Origin of the sequence: Nostoc sp. (genome assembly GCF_036917675.1) — a bacterium.
In the GTDB taxonomy this organism is placed as follows: Bacteria; Cyanobacteriota; Cyanobacteriia; order Cyanobacteriales; family Nostocaceae; genus Nostoc.
The window spans coordinates 78,355-94,488 of the sequence record NZ_JBALCT010000047.1; the positions used below are offsets into that span (position 1 = coordinate 78,355).

Here is a 16,134-nt window from a genome sequence, read left to right on the forward strand (position 1 = left end):
TACTTGATGGCTAAAGGTCAGAGGATTTGTTAAACCTATGGCGACAAAATTTCCAAAATTTAGCCAGGATCTCGCACAGGACCCGACGACTCGTCGGATATGGTATGCGATCGCTACAGGCAACGATTTTGAAACCCATGATGGCATGACGGAAGAAAATCTTTACCAAAAGATTTTCGCAACTCACTTCGGTCACTTGGCAATCATCTTCCTGTGGGCATCCAGCCTCCTGTTCCACGTAGCCTGGCAAGGTAACTTTGAACAGTGGATTAAAGATCCCCTTCATATCCGTCCCATCGCCCACGCGATTTGGGACCCCCACTTCGGTAAACCAGCGATCGAAGCTTTTACCCAAGCTGGCGCTAGCAATCCGGTAAACATTACCTACTCTGGTCTCTACCATTGGTGGTATACCATCGGAATGCGGACGAACGGCGAACTGTATAACGGTTCAGTGTTCTTGCTGTTATTCGCGGCGATATTCTTGTTCGCTGGTTGGCTGCACTTGCAACCCAAGTACCGTCCCAGCTTGGCATGGTTTAAGAGCGCTGAACATCGTCTAAACCACCACTTAGCAGGTTTGTTTGGTGTTAGTTCTTTGGCATGGGCTGGTCACTTAATTCACGTTGCTGTCCCCGAAGCTCGCGGTCAGCACGTAGGTTGGGATAACTTCTTGAGTACCCCACCCCACCCAGCCGGTTTGACACCATTCTTTACAGGCAATTGGGGTGTTTACTCTCAAAACCCTGACACTCCTGGACATATATTCGGGACATCGCAAGGTGCAGGAACTGCAATTCTAAGTTTCTTGGGTGGCTTCCATCCTCAGACAGAAGCTTTGTGGCTGACTGACATAGCTCACCACCACCTAGCGATCGCAGTTCTATTCATCATTGCCGGTCACATGTACCGGACAAACTTTGGGATTGGTCACAGTCTCAAGGAAGCCTTGAATGCCAAGAATTTCTTTGGTATTCCTGTTGAAGGTCCGTTCAACCTACCTCACCAAGGTATCTACGACACCTACAACAACTCCCTGCACTTCCAATTGGGATGGCACTTAGCAGCGTTAGGTGTTGTTACTTCCCTGGTAGCGCAGCACATGTACTCCATGCCTTCCTACGCATTTATTGCGAAGGACTACACAACCCAGGCAGCGTTGTACACGCATCACCAGTATATTGCTGGATTCCTGATGCTTGGTGCTTTTGCCCACGGAGCAATATTCTGGGTACGTGATTACGACCCAGAGCAAAACAAGGGTAACGTCCTTGAGCGTGTGTTGCAGCACAAAGAAGCGATTATTTCCCACCTCAGCTGGGTATCCCTTTTCTTGGGCTTCCACACCCTTGGTCTGTACGTACACAACGACGTAGTAGTTGCTTTCGGCACTCCTGAAAAGCAAATCTTGATTGAGCCAGTGTTTGCTCAATTCGTCCAAGCTGCTAACGGTAAAGTACTGTACGGTTTAGATACTTTGCTATCTAACCCAGATAGTATTGCTTACACAGCATGGCCTAACTACGCTAACGTTTGGTTGCCAGGCTGGTTAGATGCCATCAACGCTGGTACTAACTCCCTGTTCTTGACCATTGGCCCTGGCGACTTCTTGGTACACCATGCGATCGCTTTAGGTCTGCACACCACCACCTTGATCTTGGTCAAAGGTGCTTTGGATGCCCGTGGTTCTAAGCTGATGCCCGATAAAAAGGACTTCGGCTATGCCTTCCCTTGCGACGGTCCCGGTCGTGGCGGTACTTGCGACATCTCAGCTTGGGATTCCTTCTACCTCGCTACATTCTGGATGCTGAACACCCTTGGTTGGGTTACGTTCTACTGGCATTGGAAGCATCTAGGTATTTGGCAAGGCAACGTCGCTCAGTTCAATGAGAACTCTACATATCTCATGGGCTGGTTCCGCGATTACCTGTGGGCTAACTCTGCTCAGTTGATTAACGGTTACAACCCTTACGGCGTGAATAACCTGTCTGTCTGGGCTTGGATGTTCCTGTTTGGACACCTAGTTTGGGCTACTGGCTTCATGTTCTTAATCTCCTGGAGAGGTTACTGGCAAGAGTTGATTGAAACCCTTGTCTGGGCACACGAACGCACTCCTCTAGCTAACCTAGTTCGCTGGAAAGACAAGCCCGTGGCTCTGTCGATTGTTCAAGCTCGTGTAGTTGGTCTAGCTCACTTCACTGTTGGCTACATCGTGACTTACGCCGCGTTCTTGATTGCTTCTACTGCTGGTAAGTTCGGTTAATTCGGCTGCTAGTTTTGTAGTTAAGTAATAAAAATCCCCTGCCGCAAGGTGGGGGATTTTTTAATCCTTTCACTTTTAGGCACAAGGCAAAGACGCTGCTCAAGTTGTAAAAGTTTAATTCACTACAGCTTGGAAAGATGCTGATACACTACTTGACATAGCCAAAATGTAAACATGATTATGAAACATTAGTTATTAGTTAGAGGCTAGTGGAAAACAACCAATAACTAAACAAAGGAAAAAATCAATCAATATGACTCAAATAGATATAACCTCTGATGCTGAAGTAGCTCCACCCATTGCTATGCTACAAATGATTTCTGGCTTTTGGGTGTCACAGGCAATCTATATCGCTGCAAAGCTTGGTATTGCCGACTACCTCCAAGAACAACCCAAAACTGTCGAGGAACTGGCTGCAATCACCGAAACGCATCCACCATCTCTCTACCGCTTACTGCGTAGCCTTGCCAGTGTGGGTATATTTGATGAGGATGAAAACCGCCGCTTTACCTTAACGCCCTTAGCGGCAACCTTGCAAACAGATACTCCTGGTTCTTTACGTTTTTTTGCAATCTGGGAACTGGGACAAGTCCATTACTTGGGCTGGGGAAACCTGCTACACAGCGTCAAAACTGGCGAAATTGCTTTTGATGATGTCGCTGGCATGAATATTTGGGATTACTACGCTCAAAATGCTGAAGCTGGCAAACTCTTTGATCGGTCAATGACCAGTGTTACCGCTACAGTACTAGAAGCAATTATAAATAACTATGATTTCTCTTCATTTAACACTGTGGTGGATGTCGGAGGTGGACAGGGTAGTTTAATTACTACCATACTCAAAGCTAATCTAAAACTCAAAGGCATTCTCTTTGATGTGCCGAACGTAATAGAGAATGCAAAACCTCGCTTGCAAGGAGAAAGTTATGCAGAACGTTGCACAACTATTGCAGGAAACTTTTTTGAATCAGTACCATCTGGTGGTGATGCTTATCTGCTCAAGTTCATCATTCATGACTGGGATGATGAAAAATCCGTTGTGATTCTGAAGAACTGTCATCAAGCGATGCCAGAAGATGGCAAACTCTTGCTTTTTGAACAAGTAATTACCCCTGGTAATAACCTATCCTCATCCTTTGGCAAGCTAATGGATCTGAATATGCTGGTGATGACAGGTGGATGCGAACGCACTGAAGCCGAATATCGATCGCTTTTAGCAGCAGCAGGCTTCAAACTCACTCGCATCGTTCCCACTTCTTTAGCAATAAACGTCATTGAAGCAGTAAAGCTATAGGACTAGGGACTAACGCTCTCTGAAGAAACACTTGGCGTAAAGCTTATGTAGCAAGGGTTGCCTCAATCAAGTGATGGCAAAACTTTGTTATACTTCTCAAACTGCAATTGCTATTACTTTTTTAGTCAGGACTTACGTAAATAGAACTTGAAGATACTATAAAAATAAATGGAAATAAAATGCAATTCCAACAAAAAGCTATTCTCAAAGAAAATTGGTGGCTGATGTGGTGTAGTTTTCCTAACTTAAATTGGGCAAGGTTAATAACTTACGATGATTTATCCTCTGAGATATTAGATTGTGATGGTTCTAAATACACATTTTCTAATGAAGAAGAAGCACGTTACTTCTTAATGGAGGATGAATTCACCCAATTTGAATTACTTGATCAAGAAGATGAACAAGAACACGGTATCTCGTTGCGTCTCATACAGATACCAAAAGTAAAAAACGAAAAGGAATTAATAGAAAAAATGTATGTAAAACAAACCGAAATACGAAATGAACACTAAACTTGTTGAATCACTGTTGCAACTTATTCTATCTCTCTCTGATGAGGAGCGATCGCTGGAGCAAGTTTGTGCTGAGGAACGATTTTTTATCACCCTTGATTTAGATTTCTCTGATATTCGCCGCTTTCCACCAGGCACTCATCCTGGAATTCTACTATTGCGTTCGCATAACCGTAGCCGTCAAGCAGTTCTAGAAATTTTGTCTGGTGTTGTACAGGAGCAATCTTTAGAAAAGTTGAAAGGTTGTCTTGTAGTGGCAGACGACATACAGACGCGAATCCGGCGATCGCCTAAAATTAATCTTTAGTTGTCAGCAGTCAAAATATGGAAGAACTGCAAATCTCAGAAATAGAACCTACCTTTACAGCGCTTGTTAAACAATGGCGTGAAGAAACTTTTGGGATATCATCTACTAACCAAATGTCGATGCACCATGCATACCAGCAAATTATTGGTATGGGAAAACCTGTAATCCCACTTTTACTTAGGGAAATGGAAAAGAAATCTGGACACTGGTTCTGGGCATTAAAATCCATCAGCAGAGAAGATCCGGTTCCTCAAGAATATAGGGGAAAAGTAAACGAAATGACTAAAGCTTGGTTGGGGTGGGGTAAGCAAAGAGGCTACTAATTGTTCATCACTGCATCCAATAGCACATTTGCATCAAAGCGTACGACATCAGTGCAAGGTAGCCCAGTTTCTGCTATAGTTTGAGCGATCGCTTCTTCAGCCGCAGATTCATCTAGATGGGCTGTGTTAAGCGCTATACCCACTACAGGAACACTTGCAAAGGCACCACCAGCACTAGCGACAGTTTCATAAAGCCGAATCACTTCTGGTAAAGGTGGAATTAGTACATGAGGATGATTACGTACATGAACTTGTCCCGCCCGATGTACCAACACCAGTTGGGTTGGTTGCGAACCACGGATTAGGGGTAAAGTTGCTGTTGAACCAGGGTGTAGCAGTGAACCTTGTCCTTCAATGTGCAAGATGTCGTAGTTTTTGCCATAGCGCATGATTATTTGTTCCACAGCACCGGCAGCAAAGTCTACCCGCACGGCATCTAAAGCCACGCCGTCCCCTTCTAACATTACCCCAGTTTGACCTGTGGCGAGGAATTTAGAACGCCAGCCCCGCAGTTTTGATGCCCAATGTAACTCTAGGCTAGTTGACATTTTACCGATCGCCATGTCGGTTCCCACTGTCAACACCCGCCGACAAGGAAGGGTACGTGCTATCCCACTAGCAACACTTATATTAGCTGGCTCTTTCCGTACATCCCAAATTAATTGTCCTGGTTTGAGCAGTGCATTTAACTCCGGGATGTTTGCCATTGGTGTATGTAAACCATTCACCAGCGACATCCCAGCCTCTAGAGCGTCTTTGATTTCATGCCAGTAATCATCTGGGATAGCGCCACCTCCTGGGGCAATGCCTATTACCAAAACTTCTGGCTTATATTCCAGGGCTGCGGCTACCGATGCCACAATTGGCACATCACGCTTGATACCTGTTAATTCTGGTAGGGATTTCCCAGCACACTCGCGATCGATTACGGCTACGATTGGGGCTTCACTATAACGTAAAATTGCTAGCCCTGTTTTGCCGTGAGTCCCAGTAGTTCCTTCATGCAGCAAGATAGCTACTCGTTGATTAAGTGGTAGACGCACTGTATTGTACCCCCAAACCTGGTAAATCGTTTGGCAAAACTCTCCCTTCTTTTAGCAATGCACCCGTAAAAGGATCATCAATTAAGTTAAGGTGACTGTCTAAATCTAGATAATCAGCTAGTGGTGCTAGCTGTAATGCTGCTGTATTAGCTAGTGAACTGTCAGAATAGCAACCGAACATTACTTGCAACCGATATGCTCGCGCTGTATGTACCATTCGCATTGCCTCGGTTAGTCCCCCTGATTTCATCAGTTTGATATTAATGCCATCCACGTAGTTTGCCAAATCAGGTATATCGGAGCTTGTGAAACAACTTTCATCGACAAAGATGGGTAGAGGAGAGTGTTCTTTTAGTTTTGCTAAACTTTTTTCCTGCCCCCGTGGCAATGGCTGTTCTACATACTTTATACCTAAATCAGCCAGCCAATTGCACATGGCGATCGCATCTGATAAACTCCAACCCCCGTTAGCATCAACAAAAAACTCTGGTTCCGGTGCTTCTTCTTGCACTGCTAATAGCATTTTTTTATCTGCATCTATTCCATCTGGACTACCTAGCTTCACCTTGAAAAGGCGGACATCGGTAAATTGTAACCAGTCTCGCGCTCTAGCCCTGGCACCTTCAGGGGAATTAATCCCAATTGTGACAGAAGTCGGGACTATTTGATTGCGATCGAGTCCCCAAATTTGCCACAAGGGTAATCCGACGCGCTTACCGAGCCAGTCGTGCATTGCTATATCCAAGGCTGCTCTAGCAGCAGAAGGAACCTGAGTTTGTGTTAAAACTTGCTCAATTTGCTGTCGTTGTAAGGGGCTGAATGTTTGCAACAGTGGGATAACTTGCTCTAAAGCGTCTTTGATCCTATCAGTTGATTGCCGATGATTACCCACACCGAATGGCGATGCTTCCCCCCAGCCTTCGATGCCATCATGTGAGATCCGCACCCATACATTCGTTGTCTGTGCTGTTGTACCTCGACTAATGGTTAACGGAAATCTCTTGTTTACTGTAAATAAATTTATATTTATTTGCATACTTATTCCCCATATTATGTTATTGCAAAAGCCAGTGTAAGTTCAAAATTTAGATTATCGGATGTATCTGTTATACTTTTTTACATTCATTGCTTGACTCCTAAACTTTTTATCCAAAATTTTATTTTTTACTTAATTTATGACCAACTTAAAAAAATGGAAAACTTTAAAATCAAAAATGGTCTTAGATCATTACTGGTGTAAGGTAAGGCAAGATGAAATAGAATTGCCCAACGGTAAAATTATCGATGATTATTTTGTCAGTATTAAGCCTGACGTTGCGATGGTTTTACCTATTACTAGTAATAGAGAAATTATTTTCGTCCGGCAATATAGACACGCTGTAGGTGAGTTTTTGTTGGAATTGCCAGCAGGGAATTTTGATTCCACAAAAGAGAGTGCCGAAGTAGCAGCAATTAGAGAACTAAGAGAAGAGACTGGTTATATTCCCCAAGAATTTAGAAAAATCGCAACTCTATACGATAAGCCGAGTAAAGATACTAATCAAATACATTTATTTTTAGCAGAGAATGTGAACAAAGTTGGAGAGCAACAACTGGATATTACCGAAGAGATTGAAGTTGTATTAATTCCCGTTGAATCAGTTTTAGAGAAAGTCATTCAAGGAGAAATCTCTGTGGCGGGAAGTGTAGCGGCTCTTTTTTTAGGTTTAAATTTTCTAAATTGTTAATAATCTAAGAGTTAATTATTATGTTTGTCTTTACAGTGACTGCTGATACTTTCCTCAAAGTTAGTCAAAGTGAGTTAGCGGAACTAGCTGAAGATGAAAAACTTCTCATTCAAGCGATCAGAGCAACTAAATTTATTTATGGGGTTCTTCCTCCAGCTAAGAACCCCCTGCTCCCTTTCCTGTTCATTGACTTTTCACAGTATCTGGAAAACCTCCCCCCATTTTCCCTAAAAGGGGAGAATAGGGTTAGAGGAGATAACTCAGGGTAATTTCTAGCTTTCTGAAGTTTCCTGGGAGAACTTCTTATGGATAGTTCTAGTGGATTCCCCGTCAGCAGCTACCGTTATCAGATAGTCCATTAAACCATCTGAAAAGGGGAGACGTAAGTGGAAAGTACCATCGGGTTTGATTTTGATCGTATGACCACCAATGTTTACGGTTGTGTTTGGTTGGGTTGCTCCGTGAATAATTAACTCAGCATCTGCCACAAACCAAAAATCTCCCTGAGCATGACTGAAAATCCGAACATTAGGTGAACGGGCGATGAGTAACCAACGATCGCCATCAGCAATATAGCCAATTTCAACCATGTAGTCGCAATCGCTGACGGGAATAGCCACAAAGCGATCGCGTGCTACCTCTTCACATTCATACTGCTGGACAAGTTGGGGACTTTGATAACTCAAGTCAATCCCAGTTACATCGTATAGCCGCACTAACAATTGGGAGCCGCCCTGTTGTTGCAGCGCTTCGTTCTGAGCTTTGGAAATGTACCAAGAGACATAAGCCCACTTGGGAGTACGGGGTGTTACCACAATACTGCTCTCTTCTTCACTACTATTTTCTTGGGCATCTACCAAGCCAATAGCTGTTTCGCTTGTTAACGCTACATTTTCAACTGTGGGATCTGTTGTGGGATCTGCATGAACAGGACTGAAGACACGAACGATCGCGGAACGGGCGATAAGTAACCAGCGATCGCCATCAGCAATATAGCCAATTTCAGCCATGTAATCGCGATCGCTGACGGGAATAGCCACAAAGCGATCGTGTGCTGTCTCTTCACATTCATACTGCTGGACAAACTGAGGACTTTGATAACTCAAATCTATCCCAGTTACATCGTAGAGCCGCACTACCAATTGAGAGCCGCCTTGTTGGTGCAGCGCTGCTTTCTTAGTTTCTGAAATCTCCCAAGAGACATCAGCCCATTCGGGAGTGCGGGATGTTAGGACAATACGGCTCTCTTCTTCAACTCTGGGATCGGGATGAACAGGACTGAAGACACGAACGATCGCGGAACGGGCGATAAGTAACCAATGTTCGCCATCAGCGACATAGCCAATTTCAGCCATGTAATCGCGATCGCTGACGGGAATTTCCACAGAGCGATCGTCTGCTGTCTCCTCACATTCATACTGCTTGACAAGTTGGGGACTTTGATAACTCAAATCTATCCCAGTCACATCGTAGAGCCGGACTAGCAATTGAGAGCCGCCCTGTTGTTGCAGCGCTGCTTTCTTAGTTTCGGAAATCTCCCAAGAGACATCAGCCGATGTATCAGTATGCGGTGTGAGCAAAATACTGCTCTCTTCACCCTCAATGCCCAATGCCCCATGCCCCATGCCCTCTTCTTCTGCATCCCCCCAATCAATATCTGTTTCATCTCCAATCGGCAGATCATCAACTATCGGATCTGGATGAACAGAACTGAAGACACGAACGATCGCGGAACGGGCGATAAGTAACCAGCGATCGCCATCAGCGACATAGCCAATTTCAGCCATGTAATCGTGATCGCTGACGGGAATTTCCACAGAGCGATCGCGTGCTGTCTCCTCACATTCATACTGCTGGACAAGCTGGGGACTTTGATAACTCAAATCTATCCCAGTTACATCGTAGAGCCGCACTACCAATTGAGAGCCACCCTGTTGGTGCAGCGCTGCTTTCTTAGTTTCGGAAATCTCCCAAGAGAGATCAGCCGATGTATCTGTATGCGGTGTGAGCAAAATACGGCTCTCTTCATCCTCAATGCCCAATGCCCCATGCCCCATGCCCTCTTCTTCTGCATCTGGCCAATCAATATCTGTTTCATCCGCAAGCGGCACATCTTCAACTATCGGATCTGGATGAACAGAACTGAAGACACGAACGATCGCGGAACGGGCGATAAGTAACCAGTGTTCGCCATCAGCAATATAGCCAATTTCAGCTATGTAGTCGTGATCGCTGATCGGAATTTCCACAGAGCGATCGTGTGCTGTCTCTTCACATTCATACTGCTGGACAAGCTGGGGACTTTGATAACTCAAATCTATCCCAGTTACATCGTAGAGCCGCACTACCAATTGAGAGCCACCCTGTTGGTGCAGCGCTGCTTTCTTAGTTTCGGAAATCTCCCAAGAGACATCAGCCGATGTATCTGTATGCGGTGTGAGGACAATACGGCTCTCTTCTTCAACGATGGGATCGGGATGAACAGGACTGAAGACACGAACGATCGCGGAACGGGCGATGAATAACCAATGTTCGCCATAAGCGACATAGCCAATTTCAGCCATGTAGTCGCGATCGCTGACGGGAATTTCCACAGAGCGATCGTGTGCTGTCTCCTCACATTCATACTCCTGGACAAGCTGGGGACTTTGATAACTCAAATCTATCCCAGTTACATCGTAGAGCCGCACTACCAATTGAGAGCCGCCTTGTTGGTGCAGGGTTGCTTTGTTAGTTTCGGAAATCTCCCAAGAGACATGAGCTGATGTATCAGTATGCGGTGTGAGCAAAATACTGCTCTCTTCATCCTCAATGCCCAATGCCCCATGCCCCATGCCCTCTTCTTCTGCATCCCCCCAATCAATATCTGTTTCATCCGCAATCGGCAGATCATCAACTATCGGATCTTGGGATTCTGATGGCAAAGTGGTAGCCCAGGCGCCAATCCCTGCACCTGCTGCTAAAGCCGCAGCAGCAGCAAAATCTGTGGAGTCAGTTTCAGCAACACCTTCCCCAACAGTCGGCTCTGCTTGTGATTCCTCCTCTAGCAAAAAATTGAGAGTGGGTTCGGCCTCGTCCGCGATCACATTCAATGTATCTTCTGGGAATTCTGGCAAATCGAGCAGTGAGGCTGTTTCTGCCTCTGACGGTTCCACATCTGCTGCCAGTTCGCCAGACTCTGATAAAGGTAATTCATCTACTGAGGCTGTATCTTCAGTTGAGGTGATGCTCTCTAGCCAGTTCAATTCTGCCTGAAGTTCCTCATCTATCTGATTTTCACTAACTTCTGTGTCCCAATATCCAAAATCAGATGTTATTTCTGGCACATCTGGTAATTCCGCGAGTGGGGCTGTCACGTCAGCTGAAGGCAGTTCCACATCAGATGTCTCTTCTGGAAGATTACCCAGGTGAGGATATGAAGTATTTACTACAGCCGCCGGGGCTTCTATCTCCCATGCAATTTGATCAGACTCTGGAGGGTTTGTCTCCATATAATTATTTAGCTCGACTGTATCATCAATCGCGTATATTTCTGTTTCTTTGTTGTTAAAAGCAGACCAGGTAGTTGCCCCGATGCCCGTTGCTAGAGCCGCACCACCCGTTAAAGCTGCGGCTCCCAAGTTGTTATTTTCTGATCCATTATTAGCTACGCCTGATTTTGTGCCTTCATAGAAGTTAGAGCCGCCATTAGTTGCCTCTTGTACGAAATTTGATGTCCCCTGAGTAGCGTTCTCGGTCAGATCAGATTGTGTTTGAGCATAGATGTTGAAAGGAGTGCGATCGGGGGTTTCTTGCTCTTGAAAGTGCGATACTGGCTGCTCCTCAAGCATTGCTCCGTTACCATAGTGAGCTGTGCTGGCATTGAGTACCGCCGTTTCTCCATCTTCTGGACTGGGTGGATGAGGATTTGATTCTGGTAAGTTGTCTGTTTTCTCAGTAGGCAATGGGCGTTTTACCACAACCCACCATAGTAACCCTCCAGCTAGAGGAATAAAAAACAAAGGTAGCAGCAACCACAATGGTGTTTTCTTGTCTACAATTGGACTCTCTTGTGCAGGAGCAGCCACAAAGGGCTGTTCGCCAAATACAGAAGTAGTCGCACTAGGGGAAGGCGTAGCAGCAGGTGTCGTTTGGGCACTAGGGGAAGGCGTGAGAGCAGGTTGTAACACGCTGGCGGCGATCGCCTCTGCTTCAGTAGTTCTAGCTTGTTCTATAGCTTGCTGTCCTGGGGGTGCAAGGGTAAAGCCGAGAAAATCGACTATGCTTAAGCTGGGATTTTTTTTGTAAACGTAAACCAAAGGTTGCGAGAAGGGATATTTCGCATCATCTGGCAAGGCTTGATGTAATTGCAGAACTCGTACATCTTTCAGCTTCGACACCTGATTAGCTAATACATAGCTGATGCCGTCTTTGCCCAGTTGTTTGATAATTTCTGCGGTATTATCCTCAGTTACTTGGGTAGCATTGGGACCTGTAGCAAATTCACCAGTCTTGAAGGCTGGATAAGTGCGAAAAGTATTGCGAGTCTCACTAGTGTTCGGGTGATCGATTAACCGAATCTTCCCTGGAGGACCGCCCAGTTGTGACCAATTTGTAATTTGTCCCCGGAAAATCCGGGCGAATTGCCTACTCGTCAAGCTTTGCTTGAAAGGATTATCTGCACCAACCACGATCGCAATCTTCTCACGGCGCAAGCGAACTTGCTCTAGTCCTTGGGCTTTTTCTGCTGGTGTCAACCCACGCCCAATTGCTGCTATGTCAATTTTGCCATCTAGCAAATCTTTCAGTGCCGTACCAGTGCCGTTAGCAGCAATTTCAACCTTTGTGCCGGAAAACTGTTTTTCAAAACTTTCTTTCAGGCTTTGGTTGATTGCAGCCAAGCTACTTGAACCGTCAATCCGCACTGTCGCCCCATTCTGTACCGTTTGCGGCAGTGGAAAAGAGGGAGCTTCAGGTGTAGATTGTGCCAGCATCGGTGCAGATCCCACCAGAGTTGCTGCGATCGGGGTCGTAGCTAAGGCAACCCATAATACTAGTCTGACTATTGAAGTATCTTTTTTTTCTTGTTGCCACATATGCCCTTGATTAAAGTAAAAAATAGAAAGCCTGCCAATCCTAAATCGCAATCTTTTTAGAGATAATGGAGGAGACGCGCTAATTATACATCTGAGTTATCTTTACTTCTAATTCTTTCACCGCACTTATATTGATTTATACTTCTCCGGAGTTCGTATAGCATGATAATTTATACTCTAAATTGCCAAAGTGTGTTTACTATAAATTTTTCTAATTTATATTGCAACTTATACCAAGTTAGTAGCTTATGGCCACAATTATGAATTATTGAATTGCTAAAACTGGTAAAGTGTAGCAAATTCAATATTATTTAACAATATTATTTTCCGAGACGTAGCACTGCTACGCTTCTACAAGGGTTCTACATCTTTGAGATAACAATGACAATGTGGCTTATCAATTAGTGACTCCACCAAGGCATTTAGGGCAGTTGCAGCTAAAGCGCCACCTCCCAAAGTTCCTTCAACTGTAATAAAAGGTATCCCTTGTTGCATCAGTTGTCGCTTGGCGGCGGGAGCATGGCTAAAGCCAATGGGCATTCCAATTACTAATGCTGGCTGAATTTTCTGGTTAGCGATCGCCTCACAAGCTTCCAGAAGTACTGAGGGAGCATAACCAACTACCAGCACGCAACCCTGACTTACTTCATGCAATTTTTCTCGCCATTCTCGATGCTGCCAAAAGGCGAGTTCCGCCTCTGTGGCGGTGGTAATATGGGGATTATCAATCAAGGTTTCGATGTGGCATCCCAAGTGAAGTAATCGGGTTTGATCCAAAGCAGCCGCAACGGTTTGGGTATCGACAACAATTTGACAGCTTGAAGATAGGGCTTCTCGACTAGCAGCGATCGCATCTCGACTCAATTTGATAAAGGACACCAAACTGACATCGCCACAAGCCAAAACCAACTGAGAAATTAAGTGTTGTTCAATTTCCGAACGATGAGACAAATCAGGTAATAAACGTTGTAGCGATTCTGTAAAAGCTTCCGAATGTGTATGAATTTCGGCATCCAAGCCACTCCACAGGTTTTCCAATCCCCCCAATCCAGCTTGGGTTTCGACATCGAGTAATTTGAGTTGTGCCAAAACTTCCGCCTGGATAATTTGACAATGGCGATCGCGCCCCAATAATCCTTCTAATGCTGATGCAGTTTGCCGCAGTTGAGAAATTTGTTGCATCACCGCCCGATATTGCTGCTGGAGTTGTCCCATCAGGTTAACAGTTGTGTCGGCTTCTGGTTCCACCTCCAAAATTTGACGGATGTGGTTTAGCTGAAACCCTTGCTGTTTAAGTGCTACAATCCGTTGCAACCGGAGGACATCTTTTTTGGTGTAGAGACGGTAATTGCTACGCGATCGCACTGGTTGCGGTAGCAGTCCCAATTGATGGTAATGTCGCACCATGCGCGGAGTTAAACCGCCGCCTACCAAGTGCGTTAACTGCTTAATTGTTAGATCGCTGCTTTTGATTTCCACGAATTAGGGTATTAAAGAGGTTAATTATTGCCGAGGGGATATTTAAGAAAGGCGATGTCTGACGACAAGCCACTGCGTGTCTACGCTTTTAACTTAGCTTAGTTAAACTATCTGCTAGCTGATAATTTTTTCTGTATATTAGCTGCTTGGATGACGTTGTTGTTGCTCGTAAATACCTGAATACCTGGAACAACAGCATAATCCATGTCATGTGTGATAATTTGAATTTTCCCTGCTCCTGCTCTGCTAATAGCTTCGAGAAGTAGTAGGTCATAGCCATCAACAGCTTGAGTTTGGAATCTGTTTAGTGCTGCATCGGTTGTTGCATCATCTACTGTCAGATTAACAGGAACAGCAAGCGCCTTAACTTGACTCCAAGCTGACTGAACTTCAGCAACAACATTCATTCGTTCATTTAGATCATTATGGCGGTATTCCTTAAGTGGCAGATGACCATGAGACTGCATATAAATCTTATATTCAGTTCTCTCAATGATATGAGCAAGCTCTGCCAATATAAGTCCAGAGTAGGTTAGTGTCGCTCCATTTACAAGAGCTTGATTGAGATATGTTAGATAAATACTGACTTGGGAAGCGTTAGCACCAGATCCAGCATTTTTTGTATAAGTCTGCCAAAACCAGACGTTGGTATCTACAAGGAAAATATCATCCTGCTGAGGATTATCAGTTTTGATATCGATGATATCAGCTTGGATATTAAGGTTGACCACCATGCTTTAAAAAGTTGCAGCCTGCTCTGTGATTACTGCATCAACCGCATTACGAAATTGCTCATCGGAATAGTAATGCTTTGCATTGGCAATCACACGCTCAAGAACATTCCACCCCTCAGAACTTATAGCGGTGAACTCAACCAGTCGATTCAGGTTATCTGCTGGAATATCCTTCAACAGATGACCGATCGCCAAGTTGAAAAAGGGAGACGCAAAGACCTGAACTCCTGTAAAATCCAATTCTACACGGTTGCCAGAAAGCAGAACTGGATGAATCTGGTCATATACCTTCTGTCCACTCTCAGCGCTGATGGCGTATTTACCGACGAGATCAAAAATTTTGTATGCCATTCCTCTATCTCCCTCTTTAAAATAACCGCTTCTTAAGTTGATGAGCTTCAGTTGCTAGGCAGTAGCAAGATTCATCACACCGAATTGCAATATTAATCAGGGTTCCTCTAAAATTAGTACATTTGTTCTCATATATAATATTATCGCCTATATTGACATATCCGTCATTACTAAAGATTGTAAGGTTTCCATGATTTTTTACGATGAACTCCTGCAATAAATTTAAGCCTGCGCCACGGGAGATACTGTCTTGCTTGGTGCTATTTCCAGGCTCGAACGCCCACTGTAGAGCCTCATTAGCAGTCTTGTCTAAGTTCTGAGGTAGAGAGCGAACACTACTAGGGATACCAATACCAAAGTCGATGACTGTTAGATGAAGAAAACCAAGCTTGGGGTAGTGCTGACCGCAGCTGAACACCCCTACAACAGATTGACTATGATCAAATGCATTGAAATATATCTCTAAGACTCGCCCTGTAATTGCATCTTGTAGTCTTGGACTGATGTTGACCCAACCTTTGCCCAGCCAATTATATTTCAGGTAATCTGCAATAGGACTCATATCCTGCTGAAGATCATTCCGGTAAGGTATTGAGTTGCCATCCCACGGTTTCGTGTTAAAACCGAAATCATACAAGAAGCCATTCTGAGCTAAGTTCATCCGAATTTTGTCTGGAAGTGTATTCCAATCGAAAGCGAGAGAGCCGCCACGAGCTTCGACAAGACGGAATAGTCCCCCCAAAAAAGCAACGCCGTAGTGTCCCAAGAATTCGCAGTAGTGAAAATCTACCTTGATATTTAAGCAATCTTGGGGTAATTGCTCAATTTGATCCCTGAGTTTGAATAATTTCTTAAAATGATGGGGATTGTCATCAATCTTGCTTACATAAAGAATTAAATTTGGCTGGTTTTTAGTCTCTAAGAGCAAAATAACTCCGACTATTACAGATATTTATTAGTTATTTATATCTTGAACTTTAACACTGGTATCAACAAGATTTAGCACTTTTTGCGATCGTGGAGCGT

Annotated in this window: 14 protein-coding genes; 7 read left to right on the forward strand and 7 right to left on the reverse strand. The window is 44.6% G+C overall.

Translation table 11 applies throughout. From position 1 onward, the window contains the following. The first annotated feature begins 37 nt into the window (after window positions 1-37). The 5 genes from psaB to V7K31_RS16545 all read left to right on the forward strand — a co-directional run bounded on the left by psaB (window position 38) and on the right by V7K31_RS16545 (window position 4,699). On the forward strand, window positions 38-2,263 hold the full coding sequence (psaB, locus tag V7K31_RS16525; protein ID WP_334825193.1) for a photosystem I core protein PsaB: 2,226 nt from the start codon (window positions 38-40) through the stop codon (window positions 2,261-2,263). A gap of 253 nt (window positions 2,264-2,516) precedes the next feature. Beyond that, the gene (locus V7K31_RS16530) at window positions 2,517-3,557 is read left to right on the forward strand and encodes a methyltransferase (protein WP_335095407.1); all 1,041 of its coding nucleotides are present in this window, start codon (window positions 2,517-2,519) and stop codon (window positions 3,555-3,557) included. A gap of 179 nt (window positions 3,558-3,736) precedes the next feature. Further along, a complete protein-coding gene (locus tag V7K31_RS16535) occupies window positions 3,737-4,069 on the forward strand; it encodes a hypothetical protein (RefSeq protein ID WP_335095409.1) in 333 nt (110 codons plus the stop codon). Beyond that, complete coding sequence (locus V7K31_RS16540; protein ID WP_335095410.1) at window positions 4,059-4,376, forward strand: DUF5615 family PIN-like protein; 318 nt, start codon at window positions 4,059-4,061, stop codon at window positions 4,374-4,376. The genes V7K31_RS16535 and V7K31_RS16540 overlap by 11 nt, the downstream gene beginning before the upstream one ends. Window positions 4,377-4,393: 17 nt before the next feature. After that, window positions 4,394-4,699, forward strand: coding sequence for a hypothetical protein (locus tag V7K31_RS16545; protein WP_335095412.1), 306 nt, complete (start codon window positions 4,394-4,396; stop codon window positions 4,697-4,699). On the opposite strand, the gene V7K31_RS16550 is transcribed toward V7K31_RS16545, so the two are convergent. Both V7K31_RS16550 and V7K31_RS16555 read right to left on the reverse strand, forming a co-directional pair. After that, on the reverse strand, window positions 4,696-5,742 hold the full coding sequence (locus V7K31_RS16550) for a DUF1611 domain-containing protein (RefSeq protein ID WP_335095413.1): 1,047 nt from the start codon (window positions 5,740-5,742) through the stop codon (window positions 4,696-4,698). The genes V7K31_RS16545 and V7K31_RS16550 overlap by 4 nt on opposite strands. Next, window positions 5,726-6,778, reverse strand: coding sequence for a dipeptide epimerase (locus tag V7K31_RS16555; protein WP_335095414.1), 1,053 nt, complete (start codon window positions 6,776-6,778; stop codon window positions 5,726-5,728). The genes V7K31_RS16550 and V7K31_RS16555 overlap by 17 nt, the downstream gene beginning before the upstream one ends. 139 nt (window positions 6,779-6,917) lie before the next feature. Between V7K31_RS16555 and V7K31_RS16560 the strand changes: the two genes are divergently transcribed. Continuing rightward, window positions 6,918-7,469 carry an NUDIX hydrolase gene (locus V7K31_RS16560; protein WP_335095415.1) on the forward strand — a complete coding sequence of 184 codons (552 nt, stop codon included), beginning with the start codon at window positions 6,918-6,920 and terminating at the stop codon, window positions 7,467-7,469. Between the two features lie 20 nt (window positions 7,470-7,489). Continuing rightward, window positions 7,490-7,738, forward strand: a complete 249-nt coding sequence (locus V7K31_RS16565; protein ID WP_335095416.1) for a hypothetical protein — start codon at window positions 7,490-7,492, stop codon at window positions 7,736-7,738. Window positions 7,739-7,741: 3 nt separating this feature from the next. On the opposite strand, the gene V7K31_RS16570 is transcribed toward V7K31_RS16565, so the two are convergent. The 5 genes from V7K31_RS16570 to V7K31_RS16590 all read right to left on the reverse strand — a co-directional run bounded on the left by V7K31_RS16570 (window position 7,742) and on the right by V7K31_RS16590 (window position 16,036). Then, the gene (locus tag V7K31_RS16570; RefSeq protein WP_335095417.1) at window positions 7,742-12,544 is read right to left on the reverse strand and encodes a DUF4912 domain-containing protein; all 4,803 of its coding nucleotides are present in this window, start codon (window positions 12,542-12,544) and stop codon (window positions 7,742-7,744) included. Window positions 12,545-12,895: 351 nt separating this feature from the next. Further along, window positions 12,896-14,017, reverse strand: coding sequence for a precorrin-8X methylmutase (locus V7K31_RS16575; protein ID WP_335095460.1), 1,122 nt, complete (start codon window positions 14,015-14,017; stop codon window positions 12,896-12,898). A 113-nt stretch (window positions 14,018-14,130) separates the two neighbouring features. Further along, window positions 14,131-14,757, reverse strand: a complete 627-nt coding sequence (locus V7K31_RS16580) for a hypothetical protein (RefSeq protein ID WP_335095418.1) — start codon at window positions 14,755-14,757, stop codon at window positions 14,131-14,133. Between the two features lie 3 nt (window positions 14,758-14,760). Beyond that, the gene (locus V7K31_RS16585; RefSeq protein ID WP_335095420.1) at window positions 14,761-15,108 is read right to left on the reverse strand and encodes an STAS-like domain-containing protein; all 348 of its coding nucleotides are present in this window, start codon (window positions 15,106-15,108) and stop codon (window positions 14,761-14,763) included. Window positions 15,109-15,124: 16 nt separating this feature from the next. Beyond that, window positions 15,125-16,036 (reverse strand): ATP-binding protein, encoded by a 912-nt coding sequence (locus V7K31_RS16590; RefSeq protein WP_335095422.1) that lies wholly within the window; start codon window positions 16,034-16,036, stop codon window positions 15,125-15,127. Window positions 16,037-16,134: the final 98 nt, after the last annotated feature.

Bases quoted from the DNA above. Each gene is read 5' to 3' on its own strand.
- V7K31_RS16585 (WP_335095420.1), bottom strand. From the start codon at position 15,108: ATGGCATACAAAATTTTTGATCTCGTCGGTAAATACGCCATCAGCGCT.
- V7K31_RS16560 (WP_335095415.1), top strand. From the start codon at position 6,918: ATGACCAACTTAAAAAAATGGAAAACTTTAAAATCAAAAATGGTCTTA.
- V7K31_RS16580 (WP_335095418.1), bottom strand. From the start codon at position 14,757: ATGGTGGTCAACCTTAATATCCAAGCTGATATCATCGATATCAAAACT.
- V7K31_RS16535 (WP_335095409.1), top strand. From the start codon at position 3,737: ATGCAATTCCAACAAAAAGCTATTCTCAAAGAAAATTGGTGGCTGATG.
- V7K31_RS16570 (WP_335095417.1), bottom strand. From the start codon at position 12,544: ATGTGGCAACAAGAAAAAAAAGATACTTCAATAGTCAGACTAGTATTA.
- V7K31_RS16565 (WP_335095416.1), top strand. From the start codon at position 7,490: ATGTTTGTCTTTACAGTGACTGCTGATACTTTCCTCAAAGTTAGTCAA.
- V7K31_RS16530 (WP_335095407.1), top strand. From the start codon at position 2,517: ATGACTCAAATAGATATAACCTCTGATGCTGAAGTAGCTCCACCCATT.
- V7K31_RS16545 (WP_335095412.1), top strand. From the start codon at position 4,394: ATGGAAGAACTGCAAATCTCAGAAATAGAACCTACCTTTACAGCGCTT.
- V7K31_RS16540 (WP_335095410.1), top strand. From the start codon at position 4,059: ATGAACACTAAACTTGTTGAATCACTGTTGCAACTTATTCTATCTCTC.
- psaB (WP_334825193.1), top strand. From the start codon at position 38: ATGGCGACAAAATTTCCAAAATTTAGCCAGGATCTCGCACAGGACCCG.
- V7K31_RS16555 (WP_335095414.1), bottom strand. From the start codon at position 6,778: ATGCAAATAAATATAAATTTATTTACAGTAAACAAGAGATTTCCGTTA.